Raw genomic sequence first — 21,423 nt, forward strand, 5'->3', positions numbered from 1 at the left:
AAGGTCTTTTTTCTATTCTCTCAGATATTAAAATGTAATAAAATTTTCGAAATATGTGAGAGGTTTGTCGTGTCCTTTAACTAGAGTTGTACATATTGTATATAGAATAACAAAATTTGATAGGAGCTTTTATATGCAAAATAGATCCAGTTCAAATATTACGTTTATTGATGTGTCTCATTGGGAAGGAAACATTAATTGGAATGCTGTGAAGTCATCTGGCATTCCAGCGGCGTATGCAAAAGCGACGGAAGGTGTGAACTATATTGACCCCACTTTCGTTCAAAATGTACAAGCTGCGAGAAATGCGAATGTATTAATTGGTGCATATCATTTTGCTCATCCAGAACAAAATGATGCAATTTCAGAAGCGAAATATTTTGTGAGTATATTACAGAGTAATCAGACGGACTTAATTCCTGTTTTAGATTTAGAATCGCCAACGGATACTAGCAATAGTAGTTTAACGGGTGCGACTATATCGAATTGGGCAAGAAGTTTCGTAAATTATGTGAAACAAGCTACTGGGAAAGATGTAATGTTATATACAGGAATTTGGTATATTAATGAATTTGGAATTAGCGGGTTAAGTGACATTCCACTTTGGATTTCCAGATATTCTAGTATACCGCCTGCTGATGCTGGTGGATGGACAGAGTGGACAGCATGGCAGTACACAGATTCTGGGCAAATTTCAGGTGTAGGAAATTGTGACGTATCAGCAGCTGTTTCATTAGAAGCTTTACAAGGAAATGGAGCAAGTGGTGGAGGGAATGTCTCCACGCCTAATAATGCGACTCCAGTATACGGAGTTGCTGTAATTAATGGAGATAATGTGAATTTACGAAGTGGACCATCTTTACAGTCTAGTGTAATTCGCCAATTGAATCGTGGCGAATCATATGAAGTTTGGGGAGAACAAAATGGATGGCTCTGCTTAGGGACAAATCAGTGGGTATATAATGATCCAAGTTATATTCAGTATAAACATTATGTAGCAACTATTACTGGCGATAATGTGAATCTGCGAGATGCTCCATCATTAAACGGGAATGTTATAAGACAGTTACATCATGGTGAATCATATCGAGTATGGAGTAAGCTAGATGGATGGCTTTGCTTAGGGACAAATCAATGGGTATACTATGATTCAAGTTATATTCAGTATGGTGTACAATAAAGTGAACTTAAAAGGTATCTCGACTGAGGTGCCTTTTATTAAAAATATATAATTTTTACAAAGTATATATTGATAGCATAGTATAATGTAATTGATATATGTTTAAAAATAATCGGAAATGAAATAAAGGAGTAATAATATGGAGTATGTGCTAATAGGTGGGATTTTAATATTATTAGCTGTAGTGTTTGTACTGTTTTATAAAAATAAACAGTTAGAATCAGAGAGTCAGCAAGTAGAGTTTGAAAAGAAACAAGCGATTGAAACGTATGAAAATGAGATTGCAGCTACGATTACAGGGCATAAAGAACAACAGGATACTTTAAAGAATATGGAACAGAAAAAATATAATGATTTACAAGTGAATACAGCTAGAGAACTTGAAAATATGCGTATGATGAAAAATCAATTGGCTGTTCAACATAGTAAAGAACGTAGTGAAATGCAAGATAAGCATAGTAGTGAAATACATATGTTTCAAAATTTAATTGCGGATTTACGAGAATATACCAAAAATGGTGCTGAAGTGAATGCGCATGAAATATTACATTATATGAAGCGAGGTTTCGTTGAGCAAGGAATAATACTAGAAGAAGAGTTTCATATTATACCGAACATTTTTATGATACGCAATAAATATAGAGATAAACGTGACATAAATAATAATCGAATTCATCACCTTATCTTATGTAAAACTGGTATTTATCTACTTGAGACGAAAGAATGGACAGGGAAATTAATCCATGGCTTAACGAAAGAAAATGCGGGTATATATTCATTTATGATTGAGGAAATTGGTAAGTATCAACATGAAATTGAAAAAGAAGAGACATTTGAATTTATTACGGATGGAACTTCATTAACTTTGCAAGTAAGAAATGAAGGGAATCCAGCGTATAAAGCGAAAATGCTATCTCAAACTTTATATAATTGTTTGGAAGAAATGCAAGTAGATATTGTAAAGGAAAAAGTAAAACCAATTGTATATTTTGAAAATGAGAGTGGAAAAGAAGTTATTGATCTTTCTAATGAAGAATTGCCGAGATTTAAAGATAGAGAGCAAATTGTAATATTTTTCAGAAATGAAGTTTTAACAAGTAAAGTAATATATACAGCACGAGAACTACAAAAGATTAGAGATATGATTGGCCAGATGAATTATGTTGCGAAGTGAAAAATAAAGTAAAACTTTAATTAGTGGGGGTTTATGGGCAACACGACTTCTACCCTTTACAGCCGAATTTTGAGGTGGGAGTCTAACTGCCCGCAAATAGCGGGATAAAGTAGGTGTTATTTGGGTGGAAAAAGGTAAAAGCGCTATATTGTGGGGAATGTTGTACATTTATTTTTGTTTGTATATATTAATGTACATTGCGTTTATTTTCGTTATTGATATGGTTCATGTGTCATTGAGTGTAATGAGTATTTTGGTGGTAGTAATGCCTTTTATTTTATTAGTTATTATTCAAAAGTCTATCTTACATGTTTCGGCAAGACGTGATAAAGGTAAGAAACAACTGTTCACTATAATGATGGTAGGTCTCATTCCATTGCTAGTATGCACCGTACAATTAAGTATAAATAAATACACTTCAAATTTTAATCAGGATCGGTGGTTAAATTATGAAGAAAAACGAGTACATATGGTAGATGACCTATTACAGGAGCATAAATTGATAGGGAAATCAAACGAGGAAATTACAAAATTGTTAGGGACCCCTATGAAAACGAGAAGTTGGGCAGAGGGAATTATTACTTTGTACTATCTTGGGAATGAACGTGGTTTCATTCCTATAGATAGTGAATGTCTTGTTTTGCAATTTGATAAAGATGGTAGAGTTATAGAGTATAAGGTACAACGAGATTGAAATAGTGAGAGGAGAAGCTATATCTTTTATAGCTTCTTTTCTATATTCCAATATAGAAAAAGTAGGCAAATAGTAGTCATTCCTATCTATACGAATGAGATAGAGTTTGTTATATTGTAAAGGGTTATTTAGTTTAGAAGTCTGCTAGATAGCCTTAAATATTTTAGATTAGGGAGGGAAGTTAACACGAATTAAGATATAAACGTGTTAAATAATTAGTATGAAAAAAGAATTTTATAATGTTTTAGCTGCATCAATTGTATTTAGTATGGTAACGATTCCAAGTTTTTCCTATGCAGACACAGTAGAAAAGACTGTAACAATTTCAACAGACGAGCAAGCATTAAAAAGTATTGAAAGCCATATGAAAGATGAAGATGGACGTGGAGAGAGCAAAGGAATAACAAATGAAGTACAAGGAGATTTTTTTGTACATATAATAGGTTCAGCATCTTTATTTGATTCTGCTGAGTTACAAAAAGCGACAGGTGTTCAGCTTTCTAATCAAGTAGTGAAAGCCGAAAAACAAAAAGGGAACGCTTACTATGTACAAACAGAATCTGGAGCTGGGTGGATACAAAGTAGTGAAGGAAATGTAGAGGTTAAGGAAGTTTATCACTTGGCAAACGAAAAATTAGTAATTAATGAAGAGACAGCTACATATTCCGCACCATTTAATTCATATAAAGATGAGAAAGTGTTACAACCGCAAACAATTATTGCAATTGGACAAGTTGGAGAGTGGTTCCAAGTCCAAATAGATAATGAGGTGAAATGGATTTATGCACCTTCAGCAAAATTTGAGGGTACAAAAGCATCTCTTATTCAAAGTACAACTCCAACGCGTACGAAACGTGAAGCGGTTATGTATGCAGCGCCATCAGCAGAGAAAACAACGGATATTTACGGTGTACCATTAAAGGAAATGATTGTACCAACAGGAAATGAAAATATTCGTCCAGGTTATGCGATGAAACCAAAATACATTACAATTCATGAGACGGATAATTATAGTGTTGGAGCAAATGCTAGAAACCATGCACAATATTTATACAGCCAAGCAACAGGAACGACTGATCGTTCAGCATCTTGGCATTTTACAGTAGATGATAAAGAAATTTATCAACATCTACCATTAAATGAAAATGCTTGGCATGCTGGAGATGGAGCAGAAGGAACTGGTAACAGAGAATCAATTGCAATTGAAATTGCTGTCAACCAAGATGGTGATTATAATAAAGCTGTGGAAAATGCTCGCAAACTAGCAGCCTATTTAATGGGGGAATTAAATATTCCTTTAGAAAATGTGAAAAAACATCAATTTTGGAGCGGAAAGAATTGTCCGGCCATTATGATAAGGAATAATGCGTGGGAGCCATTTTTACAGGGAACGAAAGCTTATTATGATGCGAATCATAAAGATGATATAACTGGCGGTTGGTATGAAGCAGATATTCGTGAATTAGATAAAAGAGGTATTATGGTTGGAGACGGGAAGGGTTCTTACTGGCCAGAACGTCTTGTAACACGTGGTGAATTTGCGAATTTAGTTTCAAGATCATTGCAATTACCGGAGGGGAAATCGAATTTCAAAGATTTAAGCACAGCCCATCCATCGTTAGTAGATGGTATTAATCGTGCAGCTAGTGCTGGGATTATAAGTGGACGAGGAAATGATATATTTGCTCCGAATGATACGATTAAACGTGATGAAGCTGTTATTATGATTGATCGTGCATTGCAATACAAAAATATAAAAGGTAATTTAGTTTCATTACCATTTACGGATCAAAATTTAGCGTATGATAAACAGGCGGTTCAACGTGTTTATGGGTTAGGTATTGTAAAAGGGAATGAGAATAATGAGTTTATGCCAAAAGGTTCTGCAACACGTGGGGAATCGGCAGCATTTATTAATAGAATGTTAAAAGTAATAGAGAGTAAATAATGGAAAGGCATTCGCTTTGGCGAGTGCTTTTTTATTTTTCAATATGTTATAGAAAGGGGATGTGAATTTTGACTGGAATAAGGAATGAAAGCGGAGGTGATGCATATATTTAGATGCATTGGGTAGTTTTTTGTAATTTTGTATAAAATGAAAAGGAGGTAGGACGGTGAAATCAATACCGACTGAAGTCCTGAGTAAGGAATTGATGGAAAGAGAAGGGGTTATATCTATTACAGTGATGGAATTTGAAAAGATAGAAGTGGCCGGAGTAGTTGTTTCTGGTCCAGCTGTTATTTTAATTAATCAAGATTAAGTACATATTATCAATAAAGAAAAGTAGTCAGAGCATCCGCTTAGGGTGCTTTTTGTTTGTATAGAAGTGTGTATATGATAGATAATTGGGATATTGGAGGGGAATTATGTGGCAATTATTATAACAATGTTATTAATGGGAGTTTTATTAGGATTTGTCGGAGCAGGGGGAGCAGGATTTATCATCGCGATACTCACTCTAGTATTCCATATCCCTATTCATGTTGCTCTTGCAACATCTTTAACTGCGATGGCATTTACGACATTATCTGGAGTAGTAAGTCATTACCGAGAAGGGAATGTTGTACTTGTAATAGGCGGAGTTGTTGGGGGATTTGGCGCGATTGGTTCCTTTATTGGTTCAAAGTTTGGTTCGTTAATACCAGCACATCTGTTGCATTGGTTTACAGCTGGTATGTTATTTTTATCGGCAATTTTTATGTTTATTCGGTTGATTATGTTTCAAAAAAGATCACAGTCGTCTTTAAAAGGGCATAAAGAACTTTCGAAAGATAACGTGATTAAATGTATATTCCTCGGATTGGTGACTGGAATTTTAGCAGGTGCATTTGGTATTGGCTCAGCACCTTTTATCCAACTCGGATTAATGGTTCTATTAGGTTTAACAATCCGTCAATCTGTAGGGACGACAATGCTCGTTATATTACCAATCGCAATTGGAGGTGGGTTTGGATATAGTTCGGAAGGGTATTTAGATTATGTATTATTAGTACAAGTTTTAATCGGGACAATGTTAGGAGCATATATAGGAGCTAAGTTTACAAATTATGCACCTCGCATGCTTCTAAGATTTTCGATGATTATGACACCAATATTAGTCTGGATGTATGTTGTTAGTAGATTAAAGAGAATATATAGAAATCTATTAATATATTTTACGAATGAATTATGTAAGTAATTCATATTTCTCATATAAAAGGATTTGCTTTAATATAATGAGTATAAAGTTCGAGTATTCGAAGTATTACTTGAATTATATCCCTATCCCTTTTCTAAAAATGCGAACAAGTTTTGCCCTATTCTATTCAATAGTTTATTGTATAGAAATATATTGTTCGATGACCATTATGGAACGCACATAATGGGTAAATCCCGATCCTTAAAGAGGATGCCCCTAATCTTCATGTGAAAATATGATCGGATAAGAAAGCTGGCCAATTTATGGTCAGCTTTCTTTTTGTTCAATGAGTAAGTCTTCTTTAATTTCTGTTTGCAATAATAAAGTTTTTCCGAAGCGACGTTTACATTCAGCTCGTACTTTTTGAATGGCTAGTAGCTGAGAAGTAGCAGGCACTGTGACAATGGCTTGCCGAGGTTTTCGGTTTTCTTCACAAAAAACACATTCCACAACATATTTAGAAATCATAATTTCATCCTTCCGGTTTGAATTTCTAAGAAGGGACTGCTCATGAAGTTGATGTAAACTTTCGGCATCTTTTTACTTATTTCCTCTTTTTTTCAAAGGGGAAATAAAAAAGAAGGTGAATTTTAGTAGGGGAGGGATGTATATGGAGAGATGGATAGGTACGGCAGCTATTTGTATGAATGAAAGAAATGAAATTTTAATGGTATTGCAAGGAAAAGAAGGGGAAGAAAAAAGGTGGTCTGTCCCAAGTGGAGGACTTGAAAAGGGAGAAACACTAGAAGAATGTTATATCAGGGAAGTTTGGGAGGAAACAGGCTACAATGTGGAGGTTGTAAATAAAATATACGAAAAAGAAGGTATTACATACGGGATTCCGGTGTATGTTCATTATTACTTTGTTAAAAAAATAGGCGGTAATATGAAAATCCAAGATCCGGATGAGTTAATACATGAGATTGATTGGAAAGGGATACATGAAGTTGGAAAATTATCATTAGCTTTTCCAGAGGATTACGAGCTAATATACCGATATGTAAATAAAAAAGCAAGTGTGTAAATACTTGCTTTTTTAGTGTATCCAAGATAAGAAAAGTGGAACGATAACTAAACTAGCTCCAGCTGTTAAAAGCATTGATAAACTTGCAATTGTACCTTCTACAGGACCGATTTCAAATGCTTTTGATGTTCCAGTCCCATTCGCGCTAGTACCTAGCATTATACCTTTTGCGAGCGCTGTTTTAATACGGCATATGCGTATGAGTGTAGGACCGAATAACGCTCCAGTTAAGGCAGTTAATACAACGAAAACTGCTGTTAATTGTGACATGCCGCCAATCATTTCTGAAATAGCCATTGCAATAGGTGTTGTTACAATGTGCGGTGCTAAACTTTGTTCTATTGTAGAGTCAATTTGAAAAAAATTAGCTAGTAGTGCGGAAGTAGTAACAGATAGAAAAGAACCGACAATGACATTAATTAAAATAGCAGTGCCATGTTTTTTTAATAGATCAAAATATTTATAGATTGGCCATGCGAAAGCAACTGTTGCAGGTTTTAATAATTCTGTTAGCCAATGACTACCAGATTCGTAGGTTTCGTATGGTGTATCTAATCCAAGTAATAAAGCGATTAAAATGATTGGGCATACAAGAAGGGGAGAAAGCAAACTCCAATTCCAGCGTTGATACATTTTTTTAGATACCCAATATGCGAATAGTGTTAATAGTAAACAAAGAAAGCCGATCATTGTGTTGATCCTTTCCGCTTTAATAGCAATTCTGTTAAAAGTCCTGTTACGAGAGTGACACAAAGTGTACTAATCACGATAATTAAAATGAGATCGATTCCATACTGTGATAATGTATCTTTGTAACGAATGACAGCGACTGCAGAAGGGATGAAAAATAAAATAAGTTCTTTTAATAAAAAGTCTGCACCGTCTTGTATCCATTCTTTTTTCACTATATTAAATTTTAATGAGATTAATAATAAAAAAATACCGATTATACTTCCTGGAACTGGGAGGTGTGCCTGTTTTGCAATCCATTCACCTGTCCAAGCGAAACAAAATAATAATAAAATTTGTCCGCTTAACTTCCACCATTTCATACAGTAACCACCTCTTTGTTTTTTACATAAAAATTGTAAAAAAGAATTAACAATTTCTACTATACGTTCATTCGAAATATTTGTCTAATATATAAATTGTATGTTATTAATATATTAGATGTATTAATCGAAAGTGAAAAGGGTGTCCAAAATGGAATTACGGCATTTGCAATATTTTGTTGTAGTGGCAGAGGAATTACACTTTGGACGAGCAGCTGCTCGTTTACAAATGACACAACCACCGCTTAGTCAACAAATTCAGCAATTAGAAAAAGAAATGGGAGTTATGTTATTTTCAAGAACGAAGAGAAAGGTTGAATTAACAGAAGCAGGAGAAATGTTTTTAAAAGAAGTAAAAAAAGCGTTTGAACAAATTGAAAAAGCAGTAGAAGTTGCACAAAGTGCTCAAAGGGGAGAAGTTGGATCACTTTCAATTGGTTTTGTAGGTGCGGCGATATATGATATTTTACCGTCAATCGTCAGAGAGTACAGAAAGAAATTTCCGAGAGTGTCTGTAGCATTACATGAATTGTCCACACCGGATCAGGTGCATGCACTTCATGATAATCGAATTGATATTGGATTTTTACGTCCGCCAATTCCAACGCAATTACTTGAGTTAGAACCAATTCAAAAACTTTCATGTACGTTATGTTTACCGAAGGCACATCCTCTTGCTGAAAAGGACGAAATACATATCGAAGATTTAAGGGATGAACCGTTCGTATTTATTACGAGACCAGTATGGCCAGCGTTATATGATACAATTTTATCGCTTTGCCGTGATGTAGGTTTTAGTCCGCACATTGTACAAGAAGCAACGGAGTATCAAACTGTTATGGGGCTTGTAGCGGCAGGTATTGGAATTACGGTAATACCTGTATCCGCAAATAAATTGTATAGAACAGAAGTTGTATATAAAGAGTTATGTGATTCTAATTTTGTCGCAGAAATGTCAGTGGCTTATAAAAAAATGAATAACAATCCAGAGTTGTTAGAGTTTTTGAAAATTGCAAGAGAGAAAAAAAGGATTGAAGTGGAAGATGCGAAGGCTGAATAGTTGATGAAGTTACAGGATAGTCATGATAATTAAGTTATATAAAGATTCACCTCGTTAAACAAAAAACGGAAATGTAACTAAAGTGCATTTCCGTTTTTTGTTTTTTATTCAATGCTAAAGAGGTAAATATGCTTGGTTTCTAGGACTAAAGGCTTAGTAAAGATTCCGATTGAAGTGCGATGTTTAAAATGTCATATTCTTATACACTAGTAGTATAGAATGCGTATGTTATGAAGTAAGGTAGGGGGAAATTATGTCTTTATTTCGGTTAGCGAGAAAAAACATACAAATATTTGCTACCAGAAGGTTAAAACAATTTATGTGGATTGCTATGAATACAATGATTTGTTTTTTTATGATATCATTCCGATTCAATGAAGCTGTAATAAGTAAAGCGGAATATACACCTATATTTGTAAAGTGGTTTTATGCTATGTTTCTATTTATAGTTTTTGTGTGTATTTTCGTTACATATAAAATGACAACCTCTCTTTTACGGGTAAGAAGAGAGGAGTTTAAATCGTATGAAGTAGTGAAGATGACAAGAAAAGAAATGTTATGTTTATTATGTCAGGAGCAATTATTAACTTACGGAGGAGCTTTTGTTTTCGGATTAATTCATGGTATGTTATTTTTGAAATTATTTATTATTATTTTTATGAAAGCAGTAGGAATCCAAGGGATAACCAATGCACCGATTACGATGTATGCGGTAGTGATAACAGCAGTTGTTATGATAACTGTCATTATAATATCAATGTGGCAATGTTGTAGGTTTACACAAAGGTTAAAGGGTGAAAAGTCATATGAAACGAGGAGAAAGGCATGAGAAATCATGGCTTTTTCTTCATTTTACACATGTTATTAATCATGATACAGTGGGAAGAACTGAAAAAAAGAGTTAAGAAGAAAGGTTGTATGGAATGATAAATGAGCAAGCGATCGTAAAAGTTGATCGATTAAAAAAGCGAATTGGTTCAAAGACGTTAGTAGAAAATATTAGTTTTGAAGTGAAAAAAGGTGAAGTAGTTGGCTTATTAGGACCAAATGGTGCTGGAAAAACGACATTAATGCGAATGATGGTCGGAATGATTCGTATGACAGAAGGAGAAGTATGGATTGATGGTCAATCTGTAAAACAGCAATTTGAAAAAACTGCTGCGAAAATTGGTGCTGTAATTGAGACACCAGAATTTTATCCTTTCTTAAGCGGCTATGAAAATTTAACATATTTCGGACGAATGAATGGAAATGTGACTGAAGGGCGTATCGATGAAGTAGTGCAATTGTTAGGAATGGGACAAGTAATTGACCGTAAAGTAAAAGCATATTCACTCGGTATGAGACAGCGTTTAGGAATTGCTCAGGCGCTTATACATAATCCAGATGTATTAATACTAGACGAACCGACGAACGGATTAGATCCTAGTGGTATACATGAAATGCGGATGTACATAAAGAAAATTGCGCATGAACAAGGAAAAGCTGTTCTTGTTTCTAGTCACTTACTCTCAGAAGTTGAATTAATGTGTGACAGGGTTATTATTATTCAGCATGGAGAATATGTCGCAACACAAAATATTCACAGTGATAAAAAGGAAGAAACAGAAGAAATACATATACGTGTAGATGATGCGAATAAAGCGGCAGAGGTTTTAGAATACGATGTTTTAGTAAAAGAAAACGAATTAATTATAAACGTGAAAGATGAAGAAGTTCCAAATATTCTTCGTACATTGATGGAGAAAAACATTCAAGTTTATCGTGTATATGAAGAAAGAAAAACGCTAGAAGAGCAGTTTTTAGAATTAACAGGAGGAAAAGATATTGTTTAATTTAGTTTATAACGAGCTGTATAAAATATTTAAGCGAAAGCGAACGATTATTCCTTTTGCAGTTATTGCGGTATTAATTATTGGATTAGGATGGGTTACGGTAAAATATTTAGAGCCAGAAACAAAAGGGTGGAAAGCGGATTATACAGAACGCACTGTAGAAATTGAGAAAAAGCTCGGCATGAAAAAAGAGGATATTTTAACAGAAAAGTCAGGAGACGAGCTTGTAAAGGAATACCAGCTTAAAATGAAGCATTTAGATACGAATACAGCGCCAGCAAGTAGTTCTCCGCTTTCATTTATGAGAGATACAGGCTTTATCGTATTTCCAATTTTACTTCCATTTATTCTCGTATATGCGAGTACGATTTTTGCGAATGAATATAGCTGGGGAACATATAAATTTTTAACAATTCGTCCAGATGAGCCGATTTAAAATTTTAACATCCAAGTTTTTGGCAATCGTTATATTTGCGGCATTATTATTTATATTTAATATGATTTTTTCCGTATTATGCGGGTTGATTATTTATAAATTCCAACAACCAAACTTGGGCTGAATTTGTCGTTCAAAATGGAAATATAATAAAACAAAATATTTTCGTAGAAGCAAGTAAATATTATATTTTATCTTGGTTACCAACTCTTGTGTATGCTGCATTTGCCTTTATGATTTCCGTTTTAACGAGATCGAGCGGAGGTGCAATCGGGATTTCTTTATTTCTTGCATTATCAGGGGGAATAGCGCTAATTCCGGCAGCAAGATATGAATGGGCGAAATATTTATTACCAGCGAATACAGATTTATATGGGCTTTTAAAGGGTGGAAGCTTTATTGATGGAGTAACATTCCCATTTGCTTCTTGTATGCTTCTTCTATACTTAGCTGTATTTTTAGGGGTTTCCTATACTGTATTTATAAAACGAGATTTAACAGCATAAGCAAAAGCCGTTAAGGGTAACTTAACGGCTTTTTGTTTGTAATAATTGATGAATAGCTTCTTCGGCTAATAGGGCGAAATACTCTGCGCTAATAGGCAATGCTTTTTCATCTACTGTAAAAGCTGGATGATGCCATTCATGTGTACCACTTGTTCCCATAAAGACGAATGAACCTGGTATTTCTTGTTGGTAAAAAGAAAAGTCTTCTCCTGCCATTGATGGTGTAGGAGAGATAACGTTTAGATTCATTTTCTCTGCAATATGAATAGAAAAATCAGTGAGTACTTTATCGTTTTGAACAGCAGGAGGACCTGGATAAAATCGGAATTCTGTTTTTACACCTAATGCATCAGAAACGCCTTTAATGATACGTTCCATTAATGCCGGAATCTTTTCACGTGTTTCAGCTTGGAATGTACGAACAGTTCCTTCTAATGTAGCTTTTTCAGGAATAACGTTCCATGTATTCCCTGAATGAATGTTTGTTACACTTACGACAGCGTTATGAGAAGAACTAATATTTCGGCTTACAATTGTTTGAAGTGCCATAACGATTTGAGATGATGCAACGATAGGATCGACGCCGGCATCAGGCACAGCTGCATGTGTCCCAACACCATGAATTTCAATTTCAAATCGATCTACTCCAGCCATTAGTGGACCGTCTTTAATACCGATTGTACCTACTGGTAAATCGGGCTTATTATGCATACCAAACACGGCTTGCACATTCTTTAAATGTCCAGCTTCAACAACTTTATATGCTCCGTTTCCACTTTCTTCAGCAGCTTGGAATATAAAGCGAACAGTTCCGTTAAGAGAAGCTTCTTTTTCTTTTAATAAGTAAGCCGCACCCAATATAGCAGCTGTATGAAAATCATGCCCACAAGCATGCATTTTACCTTGTATTTTTGAAGTGTATGGAAGGTCTGTTTCTTCCTGGATAGGAAGGGCATCGATATCAGCACGAAGCGCTACAACCGGTCCGTTTTTATTACCAGAAATTTCAGCGATAACTCCTGTTTCTAAATTGGAATCAATAATAGTAATATTAGCTTCTTCTAACCAATTTTTTATTGCTTTTGTCGTTTCAAATTCTTCGTACGATAGTTCTGGATATTCGTGTAAATGCCGACGAATGGAAATAAGTTTTTCTGTTAATTGATTTGGAATGGATGCCACTTATTATCCCCCTCTTTCTTAAGTGAAGTATTTGTATTCATTATATAACACAATAATAAAAGAGAGGATTTTCAAATGAAAATCCTCTCTCGTTTATCCCGCATTAACGGGCAGTAAAACTCCCACCTCAAAATTCGGCTGAAGCAAAGAAGTTAAGTGGGAGATCAACTGCCCATAAATGCCCGATTGGTGAAGGCTAATAATCAGTGGGGATGAACAAAACCCCCACTGATTAAAGTTTCACTTTATGCTGCAACTTTTTTATGAGTATGCTGTTTTTTATAACGTCCACGCATTGCATATTCAATTTGCGGGATTGCAATACCGATTAAAATAAGTGATACACCGACCCATTGTGAAGATAGTACAGCTTCTTTTAAAACGAATACAGACATAATTGTTGTAACTGGCAGTTCTGCTGCGCCAAGAATGGTTGCTAAGCCAGACCCGATTTTTGGAATACCGATTGTAAAGGCAATGGACGGAATAACGATACTAAATATTCCTAATCCTAAGCCGTATTTCCAAAGGCCTTGAGAAATCACTCCGTTAAAAATAAATGTTGGCGGGAATACGATCATGACTAAAGTTAAAGCGCCAGCCATTAAAAGGACACCGCGTTGTAAAGAAGGTACTTCAACGGCAACTTTACCACTTACGAAAATGTATGTTGCAAATGTAACAGCAGATAATAAGCCTAAAATGATTCCAGTCGTATCGAAATCACCAGCTGATGTTTCTAATAACCCACTTGATAAAAATGTACCTGCAAGTAAGAAAATTACTGAAATAACTTTTTCTCTTGAAGGTAATGTTTTCGTTGTAATTGCTTCAATGATAATCCCAACCCAAACGAACTGGAATAAAAGTATAATTGCAATAGAAGCTGGTACAGTTTTTAAAGAAGCGTAGTAAAAAATTCCGGTAAAACTTGCAGACGTTCCTGCGACGAATAAAATTAACATTTGTTTTAGTGGAACACGATGTCTAGAAAATAGAAGTGTAATAGCAAGTAAAATAATCCAACCGAACAAATACTGGCTACCAATTACCTCTCCAAGTGAAAATCCTTCTGCATATGCAAGTTTAACAAAAATAGCTAAAACCCCATAACTACACGCTCCTAATAAAACTAAAAGAGAATAACGAAGCATGAAAAATTCCTCCCATCTATATGAAATTGTTCCGTAACGGACATATATAACTAGAGGGAGTATACAAAATTAAAAATGAAGGGTCAAATGAAAGAAAAGTGCAAAATTTTATAGAATAATAATAAAAGTATGATATTTATGCATAATCTTGAAATTAGTAATAATAGAAGTATTGTAAAATCAGCTTTGTATTGTATAAAGACAGCATTTGAAAAAAATATTTTTTAAGCAATATGTAAATAGACGTACTAGTAATATGCTAATCATTTGAGAAACTATGTTATCTTTGTTATGTTAATAACATTAGAGAGGTTTTGTAGTCTAATTGAGATTTTTCTATATAATAGAAGGAAATGAAAACGTTATTTTAGAAACTGTTTGAAAGGGTAGTTTTTCTTATTGTCACGTTGCTAAAGTGATTTCACGAATTGTTCATAGTATTTTTATATGTTTTTGCTACAATATTTAGGGAGAGGAGGAAACAACGGTAAGTGAAAACATAGGTAAACGTGGACATACGTAGTAAAACATAAGCTTGATGACTGCATGGAGAGAAATGTTTCAACCATCGTCATCACACACAAAGATAGGTTTGTTCGTTTTGGTTATGACTGGTTTGAGGGATTTCTTCATAAGATGGGAGTCAAAGTTATCATTGTTACTAATGAAAAGTTGTCTCCACAAGAAGAACTTGCTCAGTATTTGATATCTATCATTCATGTATGTAGTTGTAGGGTATATGGATTGAGGAAATACAAAAGAAAATGTCGGAGGATGAAGAGCTATGAAAAAAGCATATCTAATAGAAATTCATCCAACAAAAGAACAAATAACCCGAATAAATCAGACTATTGGTGTGTGTAGATATGTTTACAACATGTATATCTCTAAAAACAAAGAGTTGTATGAAGCCGAAGGAAAGTTTCTAGGTGGGTATGACTTTTCAAAATGGTTGAACAATGTCTATACAAAAGAATGTGACCAGTGGATAAAAGAAGTGTCGAGTAAAGCTGTAAAACAAGCCATTATGAATGGAGATAAAGCTTTTAAGCGGTTTTTTAAGGGTTTATCTAAGTTTCCACGATATAAGAAAAAGAAGAAGCAAGATGTGAAGTGCTATTTTCCGAAAAATAACAAAACAGATTGGACAGTAGAAAGACATAGAGTAAAAGTTCCAACGATTGGTTGGATGAGGTTAAAAGAATATGGGTATATCCCCAAAAATGCGATTGTAAAAAGTGGAACGATAGGTAAAAGAGCAGGAAGATATTTTGTATCTGTGCTTTGCGAATGGAAAGAAGCAGAAACGAAGCCAATACTCAATCAAACAGGTTTAGGTATTGATTTAGGGGTGAAGGATTTCGCTATACGTAGCGATGGTATCGTTCATGAAAACATCAACAAAACAATACAAGTAAAAAAGATAGAAAAACGGTTAAGACGTGAGCAACGTTCTTTATCACGTAAATTTGAAAATATAAAAAAGAGAGGTGAACAATCTGTTACTAACAAAAGAGCGAATATAGAGAAAAACATTCTTAGGGTGCAAAAACTACATGCCCGGCTCGCAAATATTCGATTAGCGTATGTAAAGTCTATTGTAAATGATGTGGTGAAAACCAAGCCAACGTTTATTACAGTGGAGGATTTGAATGTGAAAGGTATGATGAAGAACAAACATCTATCTAAAGCAGTTGCCAAGCAGTGCTTTTATACATTTAAAACATGGTTATTGACGAAATGTGAGGAATATGGAATCGAACTACGTCAAGTAGATACATTCTATCCCTCGTCAAAGTTATGCTCATGTTGCGGTCAAAAGAAAGTAGACTTAAAGCTGTCCGACCGAGTATACGAATGTGACTGTGGAAATGTAATAGATAGAGATTTGAACGCGTCAATCAACCTTTTACAAGCAAAAAAATATACAATACTAACGTAAATAGATTGTATATATGTACGGTGGGCTACATCGGAATTTACGCCTGTGGAGTGTTACAGCAAACTGTAGTAGCGAATTAGTGGCGAGACAGGACACGCAGAAGCAGGAATACTCTAAGAATGTACATTTGTCTATATTTTTAGTAGCAGTGGAATAATGCAAGATATTAGTATTTTTTTAGCATTTGGAGCTGGGTTCTTATCATTTATATCCCCATGTTGCTTACCGCTTTATCCGGCATTTTTATCATACATAACAGGTATGTCGGTTTCTGAATTGAAAGAAGAAAATGCAATGCTTCGCAAAAGAAGTATGATACATACAGCGTTTTTCTTACTTGGGTTTTCTATTATATTTATCGCAATTGGATTTGGTACAAGTTTTATCGGAGGAGTTTTTACGGATTATAAAGATTTAATTAGACAGTTAGGTGGTATATTTATCATCGTATTCGGTCTTATTATTGTCGGTGTATTTAAGCCGAAGTTTTTAATGCAAGATCGTAAATTTGCTTTTAAAAACCGTCCGAGTGGTTATTTTGGTTCAGTTTTAATTGGATTGGCATTTGCTGCTGGATGGACACCTTGTACTGGGCCTATATTAGTGTCTGTAATTGGATTAGCGGCAACAAATCCAGAATCGGCAATGATTTATATGATTGCTTACATACTTGGATTTGCGATTCCCTTTTTCGTACTTTCATTCTTTATTACGAAAATGTCTTGGATTAAAAGAAATAGTATGGCGTTCATGAAAGTCGGAGGATACATTATGATTGTCATGGGAATCTTCCTATACTTTAATTGGATGACGAAAATCATCGTATATTTCTCAAGTTTATTTGGTGGATTTACCGGTTTTTAGTATTATTCTGTGAAAATGTTGGAAATACTAACGGAAAAGCATATAATGAAATTATATTTTTCATATAGCCACAAAAAAGGATGAGAAAATATGAACATAGTTCTGTTATCAAGTATCGTTGCTGTTTGTATGGCTGTCGGTGCGATGTTTATTCGTTTAAAAGCAGCTAAGAAACCTGCAACATTGAAAAAAATTATACTCCCACCGTTTTTTATGAGCACGGGAGCATTGATGTATGTTTTTCCAGAGTTTCGATTAACTCCAGCAGAAATGTTAGAAGCGATTGTCGTTGGTCTATTTTTCTCCATTTTTCTTATTAAAACATCTAAATTTGAAATACGCGGACAAGAGATTTATTTGAAGCGTTCAAAAGCATTTGTATTTATTTTAATTGGATTACTTGTAGTGCGTATCGTGTTTAAAACATACTTAAGTCAATCTCTTGATTTAGGACAACTTAGTGGTATGTTCTTCTTACTTGCGTTTGCAATGATTGTTTCATGGAGAATTGCGATGTACCGTTCCTTTACGAAATTACAGAAGGAAATGGAAAAAGAAGATGGTTTTTATAATGAGAAAGATATGAAATTAACGTGAAAATTGTATATGGATAAAATAAAAAATACAGCGTCAAAGACGCTGTATTTTTTATTGGTATTGTTAGCACCTTCTGTCCCAACCACGACGTATAAAACGTTTACCATTGATGTTAACTTGTTGAAAATAGGAAAAAAATGAAGATTATTTTGCAAGCAAAGTTTTATAATTCGAATAATCAATCTTTTTTTCTTGCAATTTTTTAACTAAAAATTTATGATCACGCTTTGGTGTGGCAATAATATATCCTTTAATAATTAAATCTTGTGTTATTTGAGAGGCATTGTCTTGTAGTGCAAGTTCCCCAATTTTCCCAGCAATTTTTGATTTAGCAACATCGCGAAATAATTCCGGAACGGGACTTACGAGCTCTTCTAACAATTGTTTTTGCTCGTCATCCCATAAGTGTCTCGTTTTATTTATATAGTGTTCTTCCCAATCTAAAATAGACATGCCGTCTTCTTTTGGTAATCGTTTTAGGAATTTTCTGAACATAAAATATCCACCGATAGACATAAGTCCTAATAATACAACAGTCCAAACGACTATAAACCAACTAAACCATCCTTCAAGCAATTGTATGCCCTCCTTTAACGAAAGCAATATTTTGTATTTTATTTATATTATAAGCAATGAGATTCATAGAAAGCAAGAACGCTTGATCATTTTGACCAAGCGCTGTGATTTAAACGAAGTATAGTTGTTCAACACATAAAATATCATTGTCATTTTCTACATATTCAATGATGAGTGTGCCAACTTTACGATCTTTATCTTCAGTTGTGAAAATAGAGTAAGAAGTAAAACGTGTTGTTGATAGGCCGCTTATATGTGTAGGTAAAGGAATGTAGTCGTTATCGCGGAAGAATTCCATTAGTTCAATATCTTCAAATTCTTTTCGGTCAACTTGTTTGTTTGTATAGCGGCGTTGAAGTTGTTTTAAAGATGCATTCCAAGAAATTGCTTTTGTGTCGTATACCATTGTTCTATCTCCTTACTGTATGTAATCATTAAGAACGTACGTTCTAAATTAGTATACTCTTTTTATAAGAAAAGGGAAAGCAAAAAATAATGTAAGCTTGGATTTCCAAGCTTACATTATTGATGCGTCCGTCATAATCTCTATTTTTTATTATAAGTTACATAAGAATAAGAAACAAGATGCTATATATTATGTTGTTAGTTTTCAAAATTCTGTATATTATCAATGTATTATAAGAAAAGGGAGTGAGAGGGATGGTATACGTAATTTCACTTCAAGGACCGATGGCAAGTGGAAAAACAACATTGGCCAAAAGCTTAGAGCGATGTGGGCTTTCAGTTATATATGAAAATCCTTATCCAATTGTAGAAAAGCGAAAAAAATTAAATTTGGATATGTGTACAAAAGAGGGGTTTATTACAAATCAAAAAATGTTTATTGAAGCAAAAATAAAAGAGTTTCAAAATGTGAAAAGTTCAGTCGTGATTTTTGATCGTGGGCCAGAAGATATTGAATTTTATACACTCTTTTATTCGAAAGTGATAGGGAAAGAGTGGGGTATAGAAACAGAATTAAAAGATGAATTGTATAAATTAAGAGAATGCCGTTCGGATGCAATTTTTTATTTAGATGTTTCGAAAGAGAGTTTGTATGATAGGAGAAATAATGATAGGACAAGAAATCGAAGTACATTTGAGGAACAATTTAAATTAGTAGAAGTTGAAAAAGAATGGTATAAACAATTTCCCGTAACTTATGTGGACACTAATATATTATCAGTGGACGAATTAGAGGCATATTTTATAGGGTGGCTAAGGGAGAAAAGGCTATGAAAAAAATATTATTATTCGTATACCCGACATTTGCAGAGTTTGAAATAACGGTAGCAACAGCATTGCTGAAAAAGAAATATGAAATCATTACAGCGGGTTTAACAAAAGAAATGATTATAAGTGAAACAGGCTTACAAGTACAGCCGCATATAGAATTAAGTGAAGTGCGTGTAGAAGAATATGAGGGGATTATCATTCCGGGCGGAGATGAAATACATATGAAAGAGGCGAAACTGCTTTTTTCAGTTATTCGTCAATTTTCTGAGCAAGGAAAATTAGTGGCAGCGATTTGTGCTGGACCGTATGCGTTAGCAAAAGCAGGTTTATTTAAAGAAATCTCTTATACAGTGACCATAGATTATCAAAAATTAGATTGTTTTCCAGTAGAAAATTTTGTTTATACAGAAGTTGTACAGCACGCAAATATTATTACAGCACAAGGACATGCATTTGTGCCATTTGGACTAGCGATTGCCTCCTATTTTGGAGTAGTGAATGAACATAATACAAATTTTTATAGTGGAAAGGGCAATATAATGATGGAGAATCTTTTACCGGAAAACGTGTAAAAGCTAGCGAATGCTAGCTCTTTTCTTTTTTACATCGATAAATCACTAACGTTTTCGGGTCGCGCCATATACCGTTGTGAAGTGATAAATCATTTTCTATTTCTTCTTTTAGCCATTCCTTCATTTCGGTGTGAAGGGACATATTATCAGGTATATTCAGCGACGGGAACATGCTAGAAATATAGTTAACGATTGGAGTGGCATGATGAAAAACGAGTGCATTATGAATAATTGTTTCTTCAACAGTTGAAAAAATAGATTGTAGTATCTCTTTACCATTTTCTAAACAAAATGGAGCTACTGCTGGTGATGTTTTTGGTAAGTCAAATGCGTCTAGCATACTGTTACACATTTCAACTATACGAGGCATTGAAACTTTAGAATTTGTTGTAGCTAAAAGTGAGCCACCGGGACGAATTACTTTATGGAATCCTTGAATAGTTTTTTCGACATCTTTCATGTGGTATAACATATGCCTTGCGATTATCAGGTCATAGCAATTAGCTTCGAAAGGAAGTTTACTAGCGTCACCGAGTTTCCATTCAATCATATTATTCGTTATAGCAGCTTCAGAAAGCATAGTTTCGGATTGATCAAAACCAGTTAGATGTCCTTTATGACCATTAGTTTGCAAAAGGGAAAGAAATTTTCCGTTAGCACACCCGACCTCTAATATTTTTTCTTCACCTTGGAGTTGTAAATGTTCAATGACGACTTCATCTACATTCACTTGTTTTTCTTCGTAATGTTTATGCGTATCGATACGTGTTTGTAAATGGTTACTTACGTTGTATTGGCGTTTTACATCATTCATTTTTTCACATTCCACCTTTATGCAAAATTGCTGAATCGCATGTGTTAATACATCTGTTTTATTTAAACCTTCGTAATGGAGTGCGTCTTCAAACCTTGTAAGTAATTTTTCTTCAATTCGAAAATGAATATCTTTTCGCTTCGCCACTGAAATTTCGCCCCTTTGCATCTGTTAGTGAGACTATAGCACGTCTGAAAAAAATCTGTAAATAAATTGTGTACACAAGTACAAGTATGAGAGGGATAAAAAATTGCTTGAATAATATTTTAAACTATTGACGATTTAACCGTTTTCATATATTCTTAAATTAAGTAATATTCAAATAATTCAAAAGAAATGAGAGAGT

22 protein-coding genes and 4 pseudogenes are annotated in these 21,423 nt (G+C 34.2%); 18 read left to right on the plus strand and 8 right to left on the minus strand.

Translation table 11 applies throughout. The features are described 5' to 3' along the window. The first annotated feature begins 133 nt into the window (after window positions 1–133). The 6 genes and pseudogenes from JFU18_RS24815 (at window position 134) to JFU18_RS24840 (ending at window position 6,174) form a co-directional block, all read left to right on the plus strand. Window positions 134–1,180, plus strand: a complete 1,047-nt coding sequence (locus JFU18_RS24815) for a GH25 family lysozyme (protein ID WP_201031609.1) — start codon at window positions 134–136, stop codon at window positions 1,178–1,180. 139 nt (window positions 1,181–1,319) lie between these two features. Beyond that, entirely contained in the window at window positions 1,320–2,354 is a 1,035-nt protein-coding gene (locus JFU18_RS24820) for a nuclease-related domain-containing protein (protein WP_201031608.1), read from the plus strand. 124 nt (window positions 2,355–2,478) lie between these two features. After that, window positions 2,479–3,048: a hypothetical protein gene (locus tag JFU18_RS24825; RefSeq protein ID WP_201034217.1), complete on the plus strand. Its 570-nt coding sequence runs from the start codon at window positions 2,479–2,481 to the stop codon at window positions 3,046–3,048. 220 nt (window positions 3,049–3,268) lie between these two features. Further along, on the plus strand, window positions 3,269–4,996 hold the full coding sequence (locus JFU18_RS24830) for an S-layer homology domain-containing protein (RefSeq protein ID WP_201031607.1): 1,728 nt from the start codon (window positions 3,269–3,271) through the stop codon (window positions 4,994–4,996). Window positions 4,997–5,162: 166 nt separating this feature from the next. Beyond that, the gene (locus tag JFU18_RS24835; protein ID WP_002014405.1) at window positions 5,163–5,309 is read left to right on the plus strand and encodes a BC1881 family protein; all 147 of its coding nucleotides are present in this window, start codon (window positions 5,163–5,165) and stop codon (window positions 5,307–5,309) included. 108 nt (window positions 5,310–5,417) lie between these two features. Next, window positions 5,418–6,174 (plus strand): annotated as a pseudogene (locus JFU18_RS24840) (sulfite exporter TauE/SafE family protein). 320 nt (window positions 6,175–6,494) lie between these two features. On the opposite strand, the gene JFU18_RS24845 reads toward JFU18_RS24840, so the two are convergent. Next, the gene (locus JFU18_RS24845) at window positions 6,495–6,695 is read right to left on the minus strand and encodes a DUF3903 domain-containing protein (RefSeq protein WP_002137765.1); all 201 of its coding nucleotides are present in this window, start codon (window positions 6,693–6,695) and stop codon (window positions 6,495–6,497) included. Window positions 6,696–6,837: 142 nt separating this feature from the next. Here JFU18_RS24845 and JFU18_RS24850 point away from each other — a divergent pair, with 142 nt between their 5' ends. Further along, on the plus strand, window positions 6,838–7,251 hold the full coding sequence (locus JFU18_RS24850; RefSeq protein ID WP_201034216.1) for an NUDIX hydrolase: 414 nt from the start codon (window positions 6,838–6,840) through the stop codon (window positions 7,249–7,251). Window positions 7,252–7,263: 12 nt separating this feature from the next. Here the strand turns inward: JFU18_RS24850 and JFU18_RS24855 are convergent, their stop codons facing one another. Beyond that, complete coding sequence (locus tag JFU18_RS24855) at window positions 7,264–7,941, minus strand: LrgB family protein (RefSeq protein ID WP_201031606.1); 678 nt, start codon at window positions 7,939–7,941, stop codon at window positions 7,264–7,266. Beyond that, on the minus strand, window positions 7,938–8,303 hold the full coding sequence (locus JFU18_RS24860; RefSeq protein ID WP_000872360.1) for a CidA/LrgA family holin-like protein: 366 nt from the start codon (window positions 8,301–8,303) through the stop codon (window positions 7,938–7,940). Before JFU18_RS24860 ends, JFU18_RS24855 begins: the two co-directional genes overlap by 4 nt. Before the next feature lie 151 nt (window positions 8,304–8,454). On the opposite strand from JFU18_RS24860, the gene alsR reads away from it, so the two are divergent. The 4 genes and pseudogenes from alsR (at window position 8,455) to JFU18_RS24880 (ending at window position 12,140) form a co-directional block, all read left to right on the plus strand. After that, window positions 8,455–9,363, plus strand: coding sequence for an acetoin biosynthesis transcriptional regulator AlsR (gene alsR, locus JFU18_RS24865; RefSeq protein ID WP_002128558.1), 909 nt, complete (start codon window positions 8,455–8,457; stop codon window positions 9,361–9,363). Between the two features lie 253 nt (window positions 9,364–9,616). Continuing rightward, a complete protein-coding gene (locus JFU18_RS24870; protein WP_201031605.1) occupies window positions 9,617–10,192 on the plus strand; it encodes an FtsX-like permease family protein in 576 nt (191 codons plus the stop codon). A 94-nt stretch (window positions 10,193–10,286) separates the two neighbouring features. Then, window positions 10,287–11,198, plus strand: a complete 912-nt coding sequence (locus tag JFU18_RS24875; protein ID WP_201031604.1) for an ABC transporter ATP-binding protein — start codon at window positions 10,287–10,289, stop codon at window positions 11,196–11,198. Further along, a pseudogene (locus JFU18_RS24880) lies at window positions 11,191–12,140 on the plus strand (ABC transporter permease). Before JFU18_RS24875 ends, JFU18_RS24880 begins: the two are co-directional and overlap by 8 nt. Before the next feature lie 21 nt (window positions 12,141–12,161). On the opposite strand, the gene JFU18_RS24885 reads toward JFU18_RS24880, so the two are convergent. Together JFU18_RS24885 and JFU18_RS24890 are read right to left on the minus strand one after the other, a co-directional pair. After that, window positions 12,162–13,322 carry a M20 peptidase aminoacylase family protein gene (locus tag JFU18_RS24885; RefSeq protein ID WP_201031603.1) on the minus strand — a complete coding sequence of 387 codons (1,161 nt, stop codon included), beginning with the start codon at window positions 13,320–13,322 and terminating at the stop codon, window positions 12,162–12,164. A 245-nt stretch (window positions 13,323–13,567) separates the two neighbouring features. Continuing rightward, window positions 13,568–14,476 carry an EamA family transporter gene (locus tag JFU18_RS24890; RefSeq protein WP_201031602.1) on the minus strand — a complete coding sequence of 303 codons (909 nt, stop codon included), beginning with the start codon at window positions 14,474–14,476 and terminating at the stop codon, window positions 13,568–13,570. Between the two features lie 325 nt (window positions 14,477–14,801). Here JFU18_RS24890 and JFU18_RS30560 point away from each other — a divergent pair. The 5 genes and pseudogenes from JFU18_RS30560 to JFU18_RS24905 all read left to right on the plus strand — a co-directional run bounded on the left by JFU18_RS30560 (window position 14,802) and on the right by JFU18_RS24905 (window position 17,879). After that, window positions 14,802–14,945: pseudogene (locus JFU18_RS30560) on the plus strand (peptidase T). An 83-nt stretch (window positions 14,946–15,028) separates the two neighbouring features. Then, window positions 15,029–15,247 (plus strand): annotated as a pseudogene (locus JFU18_RS30670) (IS607 family transposase); the annotation flags it as partial. A gap of 13 nt (window positions 15,248–15,260) precedes the next feature. Beyond that, window positions 15,261–16,418: an RNA-guided endonuclease InsQ/TnpB family protein gene (locus JFU18_RS24895; RefSeq protein ID WP_201034215.1), complete on the plus strand. Its 1,158-nt coding sequence runs from the start codon at window positions 15,261–15,263 to the stop codon at window positions 16,416–16,418. 156 nt (window positions 16,419–16,574) lie between these two features. Beyond that, window positions 16,575–17,282: a cytochrome c-type biogenesis protein CcdA gene (gene ccdA / locus JFU18_RS24900; RefSeq protein WP_201031601.1), complete on the plus strand. Its 708-nt coding sequence runs from the start codon at window positions 16,575–16,577 to the stop codon at window positions 17,280–17,282. A 90-nt stretch (window positions 17,283–17,372) separates the two neighbouring features. Beyond that, the gene (locus JFU18_RS24905; RefSeq protein ID WP_002160885.1) at window positions 17,373–17,879 is read left to right on the plus strand and encodes a CcdC family protein; all 507 of its coding nucleotides are present in this window, start codon (window positions 17,373–17,375) and stop codon (window positions 17,877–17,879) included. 144 nt (window positions 17,880–18,023) lie between these two features. Here the strand turns inward: JFU18_RS24905 and JFU18_RS24910 are convergent, their stop codons facing one another. Together JFU18_RS24910 and JFU18_RS24915 are read right to left on the minus strand one after the other, a co-directional pair. Continuing rightward, the gene (locus JFU18_RS24910) at window positions 18,024–18,455 is read right to left on the minus strand and encodes a DUF2621 domain-containing protein (protein ID WP_201034214.1); all 432 of its coding nucleotides are present in this window, start codon (window positions 18,453–18,455) and stop codon (window positions 18,024–18,026) included. A 109-nt stretch (window positions 18,456–18,564) separates the two neighbouring features. Then, window positions 18,565–18,861: a hypothetical protein gene (locus JFU18_RS24915; RefSeq protein ID WP_002033506.1), complete on the minus strand. Its 297-nt coding sequence runs from the start codon at window positions 18,859–18,861 to the stop codon at window positions 18,565–18,567. 254 nt (window positions 18,862–19,115) lie between these two features. On the opposite strand from JFU18_RS24915, the gene JFU18_RS24920 reads away from it, so the two are divergent. After that, window positions 19,116–19,694: an AAA family ATPase gene (locus JFU18_RS24920; protein ID WP_085312135.1), complete on the plus strand. Its 579-nt coding sequence runs from the start codon at window positions 19,116–19,118 to the stop codon at window positions 19,692–19,694. Continuing rightward, window positions 19,691–20,263, plus strand: a complete 573-nt coding sequence (locus JFU18_RS24925) for a DJ-1/PfpI family protein (protein WP_016092105.1) — start codon at window positions 19,691–19,693, stop codon at window positions 20,261–20,263. Before JFU18_RS24920 ends, JFU18_RS24925 begins: the two co-directional genes overlap by 4 nt. A 13-nt stretch (window positions 20,264–20,276) precedes the next feature. Here JFU18_RS24925 and JFU18_RS24930 read toward each other — a convergent pair whose 3' ends face one another. Next, window positions 20,277–21,245 carry a class I SAM-dependent methyltransferase gene (locus JFU18_RS24930; protein ID WP_201031599.1) on the minus strand — a complete coding sequence of 323 codons (969 nt, stop codon included), beginning with the start codon at window positions 21,243–21,245 and terminating at the stop codon, window positions 20,277–20,279. Window positions 21,246–21,423 lie beyond the last annotated feature (178 nt).

Source organism: Bacillus sp. TH22 (assembly GCF_016651015.1).
Classification (GTDB): domain Bacteria; phylum Bacillota; class Bacilli; order Bacillales; family Bacillaceae_G; genus Bacillus_A; species Bacillus_A mycoides.

Bases quoted from the DNA above. Each gene is read 5' to 3' on its own strand.
- JFU18_RS24815 (WP_201031609.1), top strand. From the start codon at position 134: ATGCAAAATAGATCCAGTTCAAATATTACGTTTATTGATGTGTCTCAT.
- JFU18_RS24820 (WP_201031608.1), top strand. From the start codon at position 1,320: ATGGAGTATGTGCTAATAGGTGGGATTTTAATATTATTAGCTGTAGTG.
- JFU18_RS24830 (WP_201031607.1), top strand. From the start codon at position 3,269: ATGAAAAAAGAATTTTATAATGTTTTAGCTGCATCAATTGTATTTAGT.
- JFU18_RS24845 (WP_002137765.1), bottom strand. From the start codon at position 6,695: ATGATTTCTAAATATGTTGTGGAATGTGTTTTTTGTGAAGAAAACCGA.
- JFU18_RS24850 (WP_201034216.1), top strand. From the start codon at position 6,838: ATGGAGAGATGGATAGGTACGGCAGCTATTTGTATGAATGAAAGAAAT.
- JFU18_RS24855 (WP_201031606.1), bottom strand. From the start codon at position 7,941: ATGATCGGCTTTCTTTGTTTACTATTAACACTATTCGCATATTGGGTA.
- JFU18_RS24860 (WP_000872360.1), bottom strand. From the start codon at position 8,303: ATGAAATGGTGGAAGTTAAGCGGACAAATTTTATTATTATTTTGTTTC.
- alsR (WP_002128558.1), top strand. From the start codon at position 8,455: ATGGAATTACGGCATTTGCAATATTTTGTTGTAGTGGCAGAGGAATTA.
- JFU18_RS24870 (WP_201031605.1), top strand. From the start codon at position 9,617: ATGTCTTTATTTCGGTTAGCGAGAAAAAACATACAAATATTTGCTACC.
- JFU18_RS24875 (WP_201031604.1), top strand. From the start codon at position 10,287: ATGATAAATGAGCAAGCGATCGTAAAAGTTGATCGATTAAAAAAGCGA.
- JFU18_RS24890 (WP_201031602.1), bottom strand. From the start codon at position 14,476: ATGCTTCGTTATTCTCTTTTAGTTTTATTAGGAGCGTGTAGTTATGGG.
- JFU18_RS24895 (WP_201034215.1), top strand. From the start codon at position 15,261: ATGAAAAAAGCATATCTAATAGAAATTCATCCAACAAAAGAACAAATA.
- ccdA (WP_201031601.1), top strand. From the start codon at position 16,575: ATGCAAGATATTAGTATTTTTTTAGCATTTGGAGCTGGGTTCTTATCA.
- JFU18_RS24905 (WP_002160885.1), top strand. From the start codon at position 17,373: ATGAACATAGTTCTGTTATCAAGTATCGTTGCTGTTTGTATGGCTGTC.
- JFU18_RS24915 (WP_002033506.1), bottom strand. From the start codon at position 18,861: ATGGTATACGACACAAAAGCAATTTCTTGGAATGCATCTTTAAAACAA.
- JFU18_RS24920 (WP_085312135.1), top strand. From the start codon at position 19,116: ATGGTATACGTAATTTCACTTCAAGGACCGATGGCAAGTGGAAAAACA.
- JFU18_RS24925 (WP_016092105.1), top strand. From the start codon at position 19,691: ATGAAAAAAATATTATTATTCGTATACCCGACATTTGCAGAGTTTGAA.
- JFU18_RS24930 (WP_201031599.1), bottom strand. From the start codon at position 21,245: ATGCAAAGGGGCGAAATTTCAGTGGCGAAGCGAAAAGATATTCATTTT.